The organism is Clostridia bacterium, assembly GCA_019683875.1.
Lineage (GTDB): Bacteria > Bacillota > Sulfobacillia > RBS10-35 > Bu92 > Bu92.
Map to the genome: position 1 here is coordinate 1 of JADGHN010000055.1, position 11805 is coordinate 11805.

The window sequence follows — 11805 nt, forward strand, 5'->3', positions numbered from 1 at the left end:
GAAGGGGATGAATGAACCGTTGAAGGAAGGGACTCCGCCCGGCGCAGGGCCAGCAGGAACTCGATGTTGCCCTCCGCGCCCTTCACGGGCGAATAGGTGAGATCCGTCGGCGTGAACCCCCAGCGCGGCGCATCCTCGATCACGCGCAGGAGCACGGCCTCGTGGACGGCCGGATCTCGCACGACGCCGCGCTTCCCGACGAGGTCAGGGCCGGCCTCGAACTGCGGCTTGACGAGGACCACCGCACGGGCGTCCGGCTTGCACAGCGGCGCGATGACGGGCAGCACCTTTTCCAGACCAATGAAGGAGAGGTCGGCCGTGACGAAGTCGACCGGTTCCGGGACGTGCTCCCGCGTGAGATGGCGCGCGTTCGTGCGCTCCAGCACGCGCACGCGCGGATCCTGGCGCAACTTCCACGCCAGCTGGCCGTAGCCGACATCGACGGCGTACACCGCGCCCGCCCCGTGCTGGAGCAGGCAGTCCGTGAAACCTCCGGTGGAGGCGCCCAGGTCCAGGCACACGCACCCGCGCACGTCGAGCGCGAACTCCCTGAGCGCGTGCTCCAGCTTCAAGCCGCCGCGGCTCACGTAGCGCGGCTCTTCGCCCCGCACCTCGAGCCGCGCCGCCTCCGCCACCCGCCGCCCGGGCTTCGTTTCTCGCTCACCGTCGACGAACACGCGCCCTTCGAGGATGGCCGCCTGCGCCTGCCGCCGGCTGGAGAAGAACCCCCGCTGCACCAGGGCGACGTCGAGACGATCTCCGGTCACGTCAGCCGGCGCTGGCGCCGGCGTCTCGCACCGGGCTCAGCGCCACGCGGCCTCCCTGCACAAGCGCCAGGGCCTGCTCGGCGACGGACTCGGCGTCGAGCCCCATCTCCGCCCGTTGCCGGTCCGGGTCGCCGTGCAGAATGTACTCGTCGGGATAGCCCAGGACGCGCGTGCGGACTCCCCAAAGCCCCTCCTCGCTGAGCAGCTCCAGCACCGCGGAGCCGAACCCGCCGGCCTTCACGCCGTCCTCAAGAGTGACGACGGCCTGCGTTTCCCGCGCCCAATGCAGGATCAGCTCGCGATCGAGCGGCTTCGCGAAGCGCGCGTTGACGACGGTGGCCTCCACGCCGCGCGCGGCGAGGATCTCCGCAGCCTCGAGGGCCGTGTACGCCAGGGGGCCGAGCGCCACGAGCAGCACGTCGCGCCCCTCCCGCAGCACCTCGCCCTTGCCGATGGCCAGCGGCTGGGGCGCCCGCGACAGGTCCACGCCGCGGCCGGACCCGCGCGGGTAGCGCAGGGCGATGGGCCCGTCCTGGTAGTCGAGCGCCGTCAGCAGCATGTCGCGCAGCTCGGCTTCGTCCTTCGGCTGCATGACGACGAAGTTCGGAATCGACCGCAGGTAGGCGATGTCGAACATGCCCTGGTGGCTGTCGCCGTCCGCGCCCACGAGGCCCGCGCGGTCGATGGCGAACACCACCGGCAGGTTCATGCGGCCGACGTCGTGCACGAGGGCGTCGTAGGCCCGCTGCAGGAACGTGGAGTAGATGGCCACGACCGGCTTGCGGCCGCCCAGGGCGAGGCCGGCCGCGAAGACGACGGCGTGCAGCTCGGCGATGCCCACGTCGAAGAAGCGTTCGGGATAGGCCTCCTTGAACGCCTGCGTACCCGTGCCGTCCGGCATGGCCGCGGTGATGGCGACGACCTCCGGACGCGACCGCGCCAGCTCCACGAGCGTGCGGCTGAACACGGCGGTGTACTCCGGCTTGGACGCGGCGGCCGGAAGCGGCTTCCCCGTCGCGACATCGAACGGCTTGAAGCTGTGGCCGGCGTCCGGAGCCTCTTCGGCCGGCTGGAACCCCTTCCCCTTGACGGTGAGCACATGGACGACGACCGGGCCGCCGATGGACTTCGCCTGGCGAAGCGCCTCACGGACGGCAGCGATGTTGTGCCCATCGACCGGCCCCAGGTACGTGAACCCGAGTTCCTCGAACCACATGCCGGGAAGGACCAGGTACTTGAGGCTGTCCTTGAACCGCTCCACGGTCCGCGCCACGCTGGGCCCGATCCTGGGAATGTGGTTCAGCAGCCAGCCGATGTCGTCCTTGAGGCCGCGGTACATGGGCTGGCTGCGGATGCGCTGGAGGTACGTGTGGATGGCGCCGACGTTCGGCGCGATGGACATGGAGTTGTCGTTGAGGACGACGATGAGGTCGGTGCCGAGCGCGCCGGCGTTGTTGAGGCCCTCGTACGCGAGCCCGCCCGTCAGCGCGCCGTCGCCGACGATGGCCACGACGTGATGGCGCTCGCCGGCCAGATCGCGCGCCTTCGCGTAACCGAGCGCCGCCGAGATGGCGGTCGACGCGTGTCCGGCCTCCCAGACGTCGTGCGGGCTCTCCTTGCGCCGCAGGAATCCGCTGAGCCCGCCGGGCTTGCGAAGCGTGTGGAACTCGTGGAAGCGGCCGGTGAGGAGCTTGTGCGGGTAGGCCTGATGGCCGACGTCCCAGACGAGCTTGTCCTTGGGGCTCTGGAACTCCACGTGCAGGGCCAGGGCCAGCTCGACGACCCCCAGGCCCGCGCCCAGGTGGCCGCCGTTTCGCGCGACGGTGTGAATGATCGTCGTGCGGATCTCTTCCGCCAGGCGTTCGAGGTCGGCTGTCGACAACCCGCGCAGATCCTCGGGTCCCTTCAGCTCGCTGAGGCGTCGGCTCAAGCGGAAACCCCCCGGTGGGCTCTCTTCGCATGGAATCATGCCCGTTCGACCCGGCCAAGCTATTCATGGCCGGTCGGGCCGCCGGCGCGTGAAAAGGCCGGCGTGACAAAAAAGATCAGGGCAGGTGGCCACTGGTCGGGTAAACATTGCGGCTTAGGTCCAGCAGGATTTCCCCGGCGTCTCCGGGGCGTCGCCGCCCCGGCGGTTTCCCTTTATGACGCCGCCGCGGCGTCACCGCTCGCGGGGCTGGATTACCACTTAGACCGCACCGTAATCCCCGTCCAGCTTCCTCGGATCGAGGAGCAGCCTAGGAGTTTTCCTCGACGGCCGTGAGTGCGCCTTAGCCTTTTTTGCAGGTGAGGTTTCCCCGGCAGATGCGCGCCGCCCCGGGCCCTGGAACGTCGCGCACGACCCGGCATCCACCCCACCCACTCAAGGCAGGCTACGCTGCACGCAGGGTTCGACCGCATGCAGGTTCTTACCCCGTTTCCGAGCGGGAGCCTTCGGCGCCCCACCCAGAGAACGGGCCTCCGCGGGGACAGGGTCCACGCCCGCATGCCATTGCGGGTCGCCCCGTCCCCTTAACTCCCAGCACCGACCCCCGACTGGGCGTCGGCAGCCGGCACCAGGAACTTCATCGATGTGCCCTTCGACGGATTTTTAGGCCCGCCTTCAGGCGCAGACGGCCGACTAGGATACTGCGCCACCTGCGAAACTCGCGGCCGCAAGGGCCGCACATTTAAATTGTCAATCATCGAATTCTACTCTGCATCAACGGTCGCGATCAACGACAAATCGCGCCAGCGCAGCCAACGCCGCCGCTCGTTCGCCAAACGGGCGCAAGCAGGCCAGCGCGTCTTCCACAGCCTCTCTCGCGCGCTGCCGGGCGCCGTCGACGCCGTACAGATCGACGAACGTCGTCTTCCCGGCGTCGCGATCGGCCCCGACGGCCTTGCCGAGCACCGACGCGTCACCGACGACGTCCAGCACATCGTCGATGGCCTGAAACGCGAGGCCGAACGGGCGGGCGAAGGCCGCTAGCGCCTCAAGGTGGTCCTCCGTGGCGCCGCCGGCAAGCCCGCCGAGGACGACGGCCGCGCGGAACAGCGCCCCCGTTTTCATCGCGTGCAGCGTGCGCACCTCGGTTTCTGACGCGATGGTATCGGGACCCGTCTGGTCGAGGTCCAACTGCTGGCCGCCGACCATGCCGGCGTGACCGGCGCCGGCGGCCAGCTCGCGCACGGCGCGCAAGCCCACGGCCGCGTCCGGCCAGGGCGCGCTGGCTAGCCACTCGAAGGCGAGCGCGAGGAGCGCGTCGCCGGCCAGGATGGCGGTCGCCTCGCCGAAGGCGCGGTGCACGGCCGGGAGGCCGTGGCGCGTGTCGGCGTTGTCCATGGCCGGAAGATCGTCGTGGACCAGCGAGTAGGCGTGGACCAGCTCCACGGTAGCGGCCGCCTCCAGGGCGAGCGGCCGCGTGTCCGCATCGCCGCCGACGGCCGCGTGTGCCGCCAGCACCAGCGCCGGGCGCAGCCGCTTGCCGCCCCCGAGCACCGCGTGGCGCATCGCCGCGTGCAGCCGCGCCGGCGGCTGCTCGGGCGGAGGCAGCCTGCGGTCGAGGAGCGCCTCCACTTCACGCCCGGCCACGAGGGCAGCGGGGATCACGCCGAGGCGTCCTCCTCCGTGGCGAACGGTTGCGTCTGCGGTTCGCCGCCCGCGCTCGCGACGAGCAGTTCCACCTTGCGCTCCGCCTCGTCGAGCTTCTGCGTGCAGTAGCGGACGAGTTCGATCCCTCGCTGGAAAGCGGCCAGCGCCGCCTCCAGCGTGAGCTCGCCGCTTTCGAGGCGGGTGACGACCCGCTCAAGCTCCGTCATCGCTTCCTCGAACGACGGTTCCTGCGCTTCGCGTTCCGGTTGGACGGACACGGCGCCCACCCTTTCCCCTACTCTTGGGCCGCGCCGGTGCGCGGCCGCGTTTCCCGCGCGGAGTCGGACAGTCCCGGCCCCGCGCCCCAGACCTCGCATTGCAACGCGCCTTCCGCCAGGATGACTTCGATGGCCTCGTGCAGTTCCACCTGCGCGGCGGATCGGATCACCGTGCCGTCCTGCTTTCGGGCGACGGCGTAGCCGCGCGCCAGCACGGCGAGGGGGCTGAGCGCCTGCAGCCGTCCGGCCGCGTGCTCCAGGCGGCGCCGGCGCGCGTCCACCGCGGCGCGGGTGTCGCGCACGAGCGCGGCGCGAAGCTCGTCGATCCGCTGGCGTCCGGTCAGGATCGGCCAGAGCGGCCGCCGGAGCGGCGTTCGGGCGCGGAGAAGCGCCAGCCGGCGCCGGTCCTCCTTCACCATGCGCCGCAGGCCCGAGGCGAGCCGCGCCGCGAGTCCTTTCAGCCGCCGCTCCAGCTCCGCGCGGTCCGGCACCACGATCTCGGCGGCGGCCGACGGCGTGGGCGCGCGCAGGTCGGCGACCAGGTCGGCGATGGTGAAATCCGTCTCGTGGCCGACCGCCGACACCACCGGCAGGCGGGAGGCGGCGATGGCCCGCGCCACGCGCTCGTCGTTGAACGCCCAGAGATCCTCAAGCGAGCCGCCGCCGCGGCCGACGATGATCACGTCCGCACGCAGCGCCGGATCGTTGGCCCGGCGCAACCCTTCGGCGATCTCGTCGGGCGCCGTCTCGCCCTGGACGGCGACCGGCACCACGACGATCTCGATGTTGGGAAAACGCCGCCGCGCGACGCGGATGATGTCCCTCACGGCCGCGCCGCTGGGGGAGGTGACGACGGCGACGCGGCGCGGAAGGCGCGGCAGCGGCCGCTTGCGCGCGGCGTCAAAAAGGCCTTCGGCGGCGAGCTTGGCCTTGAGCCGCTCGAGGGCGAGGTGAAGGCTGCCCGCGCCTGCGGCGATGAGCACGTCGACGTACAGCTGGTACTGGCCGCTCTTGCCGTAGACGCCGACGTAGCCGTGCGCCACCACCTCGACGCCGTCGCCGAGGTCCGGCGGCAGCGGGCCCCAGACCGCCGCCTGCTCGCGCGCGTGGCGCTCGAACATGACGGCCCGCAGGACGGCGGCGTCGTCCTTGAGCGAGAAGTACCGGTGGCCGGAGCTGTGGTGCTTGTAGTTCGACACCTCGCCGCGCACCCAGACGTCCTGCAGCTCTGGGGTGCCTTCGACGGCGTGCTTGATCGTCTGCGTCACCTGCGAGACGCTGAGCGCCTGCTCCGGCCCCGGCGCCAGCCCCGGCATCAGCGCGCCCATGACGCGTCCTCCGCTTCCACCGCGCGGCGCTCGGCCGCCTCCACGAGGTTCTGCATGAGCATGGCCACCGTCATGGGGCCGACGCCGCCCGGCACGGGCGACAGCGCCCCCGCCACCTCGGCGACATCCGGGTGCACGTCCCCGCACAACCCGTTCTCGGCCCGGTGGATGCCGACGTCGACCACGACGGCGCCCGGGCGGACCATGTCCGGACCGATCAGCGCCGGCCGCCCGGCGGCCACGACGAGGATGTCGGCGAGGCGCGTGAACCGCGACAGGTCGGCCGTGCGCGAGTGGCACACGGTGACCGTGGCGTGGTGCTGTTCGAGCAGCGCGGCCGTGGGCCGCCCCCCCCGGGGTGTGGGGCCGCCGCCCCCCCCGGGGCGGCCCGCCCGGAGGCTGGCATGGTACCTCAGAAGCTCCAGGATGCCGGCCGCCGTGCAGGGAACGAGGCCCGGCCGCCCGCGAAACAGCCGGCCGGCGTTGATCGGGTGGAAGCCGTCGACGTCCTTCGCGGGGTCGATGAGCTGCACGATCGCTTCGTAGTCGACATGCCGCGGGAGCGGCGACTGGACCAGAACGCCGTCGACCGATTCGTCCGCGGAAAGAAGGCGCACGGCCGCCGCGATGTCCGCCGCCGAGGCTTGGCCGTCCAAACGCCGCAGGCGCACCTCCACGCCCAGCCGGCTGGCCGCGCGCCGCTTCGCCCGGATGTAGGCGGCGGTCGCCTCGTCCTCGCCCACCCAGACGATGCCCAGCACGGGCGGGCGCAGCCCACGGCGGGCCCGCTCGCCCAGGCGCTCGCGCAAGCGCCTGTGCACACGCGCCGCCGCGGCACGGCCGTCGAGAAGCAACGCGCGCGTCAGGGCCTCCACCTCCGTTTCCGCGGCGACGTGCGCACGATCATTCACCGTTGGGGCTCAAGGGAGCGGAGCAGGTTGCCGAGGATCCCGTTCACGAAACGGCCGGAGTCCGCGCCGCCGTACGTCTTGGCCAGCTCCACGGCCTCGTCGATGACGACCGCGGCGGGCGTCTCCGGGCTGTGCAGCAGCTCCCACACGGCGACGCGCAGGATGTTGCGGTCGACGGCCGCCAGGCGCTCCAGGCGCCACTCGTACGCGCGGTCCGCGATGGCGCGGTCGATCTCCCTGCGGTGCTCGAGCACGCCGCTCACGATCTCCCCGGCCCGCTGCACCGTCTCCGCGTCCGCGGCATCCTCCTGGCCCAGGTACGACAGCACCGCACGGGGGTCGCCCTGGCCGACGTCCATCTGGTACAGTGCCTTCATCGCAAGTTCGCGCGCCTGATGACGGTTCACAGGACCCCTCCTCGGGCGGAACGGCTCGGCGCTTCCGGCGTCAGCGCCGGCCCGGCGGCAGGAGCCGGTCCAACACCTCGGCCAACGTGGCGTCCTCGTCGTCGAGATGCTTGCCGACCAGGTACCCCGCGATCACGCAAGCCCAGACGAACAGCGTCCACCACAAGCCTAGGATGATCGTCATCAGGCTGAATAACAGCCCGAAGAGCGCTCCGAGCGACTTTCCCCGATGATGCTGCCACAGCGACTGCCACCACGGTTCTTGCATCGTCTATTCCACGCGCGCGCGGCGCGATTCCGTCGTGATGTTCTCGACAAACGTCTCCACGTTGGCGACGCCCACCCCGACCACGCTGCGCACGTAACGCGCGATCTCCTCCTGCATGTGGTGGGTGAGATCGGGGATGTTGACGTCCGGCGACACCCAGACGCGCAGCCGCACGTCGAGGCCCTCCGTCCCGTCCCGCACCACGGGGCGCACGTCGCGCACGCCTTTGATGCCGCGCGCCACCCTGGCCACCAGGTTCTCGACGGCCTCCAGGCTGACGCGCACCTCGCCGAGCTCGGCCTCGTGCACGACGGCGCGGTGGCGGTTCGGACGGTTGAACGCGAAATACAGGAGGCGCATGCTCACGACGAAGAAGGCGAGACCCACGAGCCCCAGGGCGACGCGCCCCGATTGGGTCGCGACGGCGGCGGAGAGCAGCGTGAGGGGCTCGTCCCACCCAAGGGCGAGGAGGACGATGGCGAGCGACAAGAACGCGAGCGCGAACGTGTAGATCGTCAGGATGATCCGGTCGACCAGGCCCATGCAGCGACACCCCTATCGCACGCGGACTTCCTTGCCGTGATCGTCGTCGTCGAAGCTGACGCCTCGCACGTGCACGTTCACTTCCACGACGGTGAGCCCGGTCATCGATTCGACAGCCTGCTTCACGCGCTCCTGCGTCTCCTGCGCCACCGCAGGGATGCTGATGCCATATTTCACCACGAGGTACAGGTCGATGGCGACCTCCCGGGTGCCCAGCTCGACCTTGACGCCCTTGCCAAGGCTGCGCTTGCCCAGCATCTGCGACAGATCGCCGACCAGACCGCCGTGCAGCCCGGCGACGCCGTCCACCTCGCTGGCCGCGAGGCTGGCGATGGCCGCCACCACGTCCTCCGAGATCTTGAACCCGCCGAGGCTCTGCCGGTCTTCGTCCATTGCTGGTCTATTATATCGGACGTCGCCCGTCACGGCTTGGCCAGCACGTTGATGGCCTCTTCAGGCACGTCCGTGATGCGCGTCACCGCGTCCACGGCACGGGCCACGTCCTCCGCGCCGATGCTCGCCACCTTGAGCACGACCGTCGCCGTTCCGTTGGCGAGCAGGACCACGGCGTCCTTGTAGCCCTTCGCCCGCAGCACGGCTTCCACGGCGGCCTCCTGTTCAGCGACCTGGGCGAGGGCCATCAGCTTCTGCTCCGCCTCCTGGCGAGCGCTCACCGAGGATTGCGGGTCGTCGACGATCTTTTGGAGAAGGTCGCCCTCCTCGCTGCGGGCGCGCTCGCGCTCCAGGCGGGCCTCCACATAATAGTCGTCGCCGCTCGCGGGCGCGAGCGTCGCGACGCTCGACTCGCTCTCGCTGGGCGCCTGGATCAGCATCTCGCCCGGAACCGACGTGCCGGGTTCCGACGGCTGCATGACGGTGACATCGCCGGTCGCCGAGCCCAGCGTCTCCCGCTGGAACGCCTGCCACTTCGCCGAGGCGTACAGGAAGATCGCCGCGAGAATGAGGAGGAACAGGGCAAAACGCAACGGTTGCGGCCGCTTCACGATCATCTTTACTTCCCCTTTCCTGGAACCACCATGATCCGGTAAGCCGGGACGCCGAGCGCCACCTGGACCGCGTTCGCGACCAGCTCCCTCACCGCGGGGTTGCGCGCGCCTTCCGCGACGACGAGCACGCCCTTGATCTCCGGCATCGTCGCCTGCGCCAGCACGGGCTGGTTGCCGCCGCCCGCCTGCGCCATGACCACCGTGTCGCGCGACGACTCTTGCGTGGAGTGGCGCGTGCCCCCGCTGCTGTCCCGCTCTTCGGTGGTCTCCTGGCTCGTCTCCGTCTCGCGGGCGTACGAGAGGCGCTCGCTGCCCGCCAGCGTCACGATCACCGTCACCCGCCCGACGCCGTCGATCTGTTCAAGCGCCGCCCTCACCTTGGCCTCGAGCACCGCTTCGCCCTGACGCACGGGATCCTGCGCGGCCACGCCGGACCCGGAAGACGTCCCGTCCGCCGCGGGTGGCGCCGGCCGGCCGACCCCTGCCGGCGGGAGCCCTGCCGAGGCGGCGAGAGGGTCCGTGGACAGGCCGTTCGCGGGCGGCGTCAGCAGGCGGGCCGTGGTCATGAGCAGGAGGCCCAGCATGCCGAGCAGCAGCGCCACGGCGGCCCAGCGGGCCGCGGGGCCGCGCACGGGCGAGGCCGTGATCCAGGAACGCACGCTCCATCGCTCCATGTTCATCCCTCCTCGACTCTTCAATTCCCGGCCGCGGCAGGCCGGGACGACTCGCCCGTCGCGCCGGACCGCGCCGCCGGAACGACCGTGACGCGGATCGATCCCGCGGGCAGCCCCAGCTCGCGGGCGAGCAGCGACCGGACGCGCTCCGCGAGCGCCGCGCCCGCCGACGGTTCCGCCCGGACCGCGCCGTCTCCCCGGCGGCCCGCCCCCTCCGCGGACGCACCTTCGCCAGCGGCGGGCGGCACGCGCACCGGCTCGATCTCCACCGTCTGCACGGGCGACACGACGACGCCCCCTTCTCTCCCCGCCTCGCCGCCTTCGCGGCGGCCTCCCGCTGCCCCGGCGGCCTCGGCCCACACGCGCACGTCCACCCTCCCGACGCGGCCCCACGGGCCGCCGTCACCCGGACGCAGGGCGACCGTCGCCTCCGCCCGCGCCACGCCGTCGACGGCGGCGGCCAGCACGGACACGCGCTCCTCGAGCATGCGGACGAAGACCTGCTCGGTCAGGTCGCCCGCGCCGGTCCGCCCTGAAGGCGCCCCCGCGGCGGGCGTTCCCCACGCCGCCTGTGGGCCGCCCAGGTTGTCGTCGAGACCCTCGCGCAGCCCCCGCTCGGCGAGCGGCGCGAGCCGCAGGAGCGGCGCCAGGACGAGGGCCACGACGACGATGCCCACGGCCAGCCTCGCCGTCCGTTTCAACGCGGCGTCCGGGATGAAGAGGTCGGCGACGCCGGCGAGGATCAGCGCCAGCGACAGTTCCCGAACCCAGTCCGCGATCGAAGCCACCGGCCACCCCCCTTCCCGTCACCGCAGCATGGCCGCCGCGGTGCCGGCGGCGATCATGGCGGTGATCGCGATGAAGAACATCAGCGCCACCGCCCCCAGGACCAGGGCGAGCGTCGTCAGGGCGTCGCCCATCGCCGACAGGGCGGTCACGACCGGCCCTCCGCCCAGGGGCTGGATCAGCGCGGCGCCGAGCCGGTACGCGAGAACCAGCGACACGAGCTTCAACAGGGGAAAGGCCACGCCCATGAGCACCATCAGAAGCGCCAGGAGCCCGGCGCCGGAGCGGAGGAGCAGCGAGGCGCTCGCGACGACGTCCGCCGCGTCGGCGAAGATCTTGCCCAGCACCGGCACGAACGTCGAGGCCAGGAACTTGGCCGTCCTCAATCCCACCCCGTCCGTGACGGCGCCCGCGATCCCCTGCACCGTCACCAGCCCCACGAACGCGGTGAGCGCCACGGCCAGCACCCCCAAGGCGGCGGTGCGGAACAGCCGGGCCAGCCCGGCCACGGTGAACGGCGCCGCGAAGATCGAGGCGAGGTCCAGCACCGCTCCGAAAAAGAGCAACGGGAACGCCACGCCAGAGGCGAGCGAGGCGACGCCGTCGACGAAGAAGAGCAGCAGCGGGTGGAAGAGGCCGGCCGAAGCCCACGCGCCCGACGCGGCGAGCAGGGAGACGAGGAGCGGCAGCGCCGCCAGCATGATGTCGTGCAGCTCCGCGACGGCCCCGCGCGCGACCTGGACGGCGTTGAAGAACCCCCCGAGGGCCATGCCGGACAGGGCCAGAAACACAATCGCCTCGGCGACGCGCGCGACCGTGGAATCGGGCGACCCGAGGCGCAGCTGCGCCAGGAGAGCGGCGAGGACGGCCAGCACGACGAGCTTGCCCATCAGGTCGAAGTTGCGCACCACTTCGCCGGCGAAGAAGCGGCCGAAGCCGGCGAGCCACGCGCGGCCGTCCACGCGCCAGCCCTCGCCCCGCACGTACCGCCGCACGTCCTCCCAGGTGGGCGCCGGGACAAGGGGGGCGAGTTCCCGGTCGAGGCGTTCCAATACCCGCCTCAGTTCCTGCGTGTCCTGCGCGTCCAGCTGCCGCTCGGCCCAGACGCGCGGGTCGAGCTCGGACGCCTCGGGCGCCTGTGGACTGTCGACGAACGGCGCCAGCTCGGAGGGCGCGGAGCCGCCGGGAGCGGCTCCGACGGCGCTCGCCCAGGCCACGATCACTGCCGCGATCACCCCGCCGGCGACGAATCTCCACCCGCC

Annotated in this window: 14 protein-coding genes; all 14 read right to left on the reverse strand. The window is 71.6% G+C overall.

The window, feature by feature from the left end; genetic code table 11:
- Positions 1–767, reverse strand: a 767-nt coding sequence (locus IRZ18_05775) for a TlyA family RNA methyltransferase (protein ID MBX5476615.1), incomplete at its 3' end; no start/stop codon positions are given.
- A 1-nt stretch (position 768) separates the two neighbouring features.
- On the reverse strand, positions 769–2736 hold the full coding sequence (locus IRZ18_05780; protein ID MBX5476616.1) for a 1-deoxy-D-xylulose-5-phosphate synthase: 1968 nt from the start codon (positions 2734–2736) through the stop codon (positions 769–771).
- 732 nt (positions 2737–3468) lie between these two features.
- Complete coding sequence (locus IRZ18_05785) at positions 3469–4260, reverse strand: polyprenyl synthetase family protein (protein MBX5476617.1); 792 nt, start codon at positions 4258–4260, stop codon at positions 3469–3471.
- Between the two features lie 95 nt (positions 4261–4355).
- On the reverse strand, positions 4356–4718 hold the full coding sequence (gene xseB / locus IRZ18_05790) for an exodeoxyribonuclease VII small subunit (GenBank protein ID MBX5476618.1): 363 nt from the start codon (positions 4716–4718) through the stop codon (positions 4356–4358).
- The gene (gene xseA / locus IRZ18_05795) at positions 4637–5935 is read right to left on the reverse strand and encodes an exodeoxyribonuclease VII large subunit (GenBank protein ID MBX5476619.1); all 1299 of its coding nucleotides are present in this window, start codon (positions 5933–5935) and stop codon (positions 4637–4639) included. The genes xseB and xseA overlap by 82 nt, the downstream gene beginning before the upstream one ends.
- Complete coding sequence (locus tag IRZ18_05800; GenBank protein MBX5476620.1) at positions 5935–6813, reverse strand: bifunctional 5,10-methylenetetrahydrofolate dehydrogenase/5,10-methenyltetrahydrofolate cyclohydrolase; 879 nt, start codon at positions 6811–6813, stop codon at positions 5935–5937. The genes xseA and IRZ18_05800 overlap by 1 nt, the downstream gene beginning before the upstream one ends.
- Before the next feature lie 41 nt (positions 6814–6854).
- Positions 6855–7265: a transcription antitermination factor NusB gene (nusB, locus tag IRZ18_05805; protein MBX5476621.1), complete on the reverse strand. Its 411-nt coding sequence runs from the start codon at positions 7263–7265 to the stop codon at positions 6855–6857.
- Positions 7266–7305: 40 nt separating this feature from the next.
- Complete coding sequence (locus IRZ18_05810; GenBank protein ID MBX5476622.1) at positions 7306–7533, reverse strand: DUF2273 domain-containing protein; 228 nt, start codon at positions 7531–7533, stop codon at positions 7306–7308.
- A gap of 3 nt (positions 7534–7536) precedes the next feature.
- A complete protein-coding gene (gene amaP / locus IRZ18_05815; GenBank protein MBX5476623.1) occupies positions 7537–8076 on the reverse strand; it encodes an alkaline shock response membrane anchor protein AmaP in 540 nt (179 codons plus the stop codon).
- Positions 8077–8088: 12 nt separating this feature from the next.
- Positions 8089–8469 carry an Asp23/Gls24 family envelope stress response protein gene (locus IRZ18_05820; protein MBX5476624.1) on the reverse strand — a complete coding sequence of 127 codons (381 nt, stop codon included), beginning with the start codon at positions 8467–8469 and terminating at the stop codon, positions 8089–8091.
- A gap of 29 nt (positions 8470–8498) precedes the next feature.
- Positions 8499–9086, reverse strand: coding sequence for a SpoIIIAH-like family protein (locus IRZ18_05825; GenBank protein ID MBX5476625.1), 588 nt, complete (start codon positions 9084–9086; stop codon positions 8499–8501).
- A gap of 2 nt (positions 9087–9088) precedes the next feature.
- On the reverse strand, positions 9089–9757 hold the full coding sequence (gene spoIIIAG, locus IRZ18_05830) for a stage III sporulation protein AG (protein MBX5476626.1): 669 nt from the start codon (positions 9755–9757) through the stop codon (positions 9089–9091).
- Positions 9758–9777: 20 nt separating this feature from the next.
- Positions 9778–10545, reverse strand: a complete 768-nt coding sequence (locus IRZ18_05835; GenBank protein ID MBX5476627.1) for a stage III sporulation protein AF — start codon at positions 10543–10545, stop codon at positions 9778–9780.
- A gap of 18 nt (positions 10546–10563) precedes the next feature.
- The coding region (gene spoIIIAE / locus IRZ18_05840; GenBank protein MBX5476628.1) for a stage III sporulation protein AE at positions 10564–11805 on the reverse strand (1242 nt) is incomplete at its 5' end.

Coding starts and splice junctions, on each gene's coding strand:
- IRZ18_05780 (MBX5476616.1), bottom strand. CDS start 2,736: ATGATTCCATGCGAAGAGAGCCCACCGGGGGGTTTCCGCTTGAGCCGA.
- IRZ18_05785 (MBX5476617.1), bottom strand. CDS start 4,260: ATGCGCCACGCGGTGCTCGGGGGCGGCAAGCGGCTGCGCCCGGCGCTG.
- xseB (MBX5476618.1), bottom strand. CDS start 4,718: ATGCGAGGTCTGGGGCGCGGGGCCGGGACTGTCCGACTCCGCGCGGGA.
- xseA (MBX5476619.1), bottom strand. CDS start 5,935: ATGCCGGGGCTGGCGCCGGGGCCGGAGCAGGCGCTCAGCGTCTCGCAG.
- IRZ18_05810 (MBX5476622.1), bottom strand. CDS start 7,533: ATGCAAGAACCGTGGTGGCAGTCGCTGTGGCAGCATCATCGGGGAAAG.
- amaP (MBX5476623.1), bottom strand. CDS start 8,076: ATGGGCCTGGTCGACCGGATCATCCTGACGATCTACACGTTCGCGCTC.
- IRZ18_05820 (MBX5476624.1), bottom strand. CDS start 8,469: ATGGACGAAGACCGGCAGAGCCTCGGCGGGTTCAAGATCTCGGAGGAC.
- IRZ18_05825 (MBX5476625.1), bottom strand. CDS start 9,086: ATGATCGTGAAGCGGCCGCAACCGTTGCGTTTTGCCCTGTTCCTCCTC.
- spoIIIAG (MBX5476626.1), bottom strand. CDS start 9,757: ATGGAGCGATGGAGCGTGCGTTCCTGGATCACGGCCTCGCCCGTGCGC.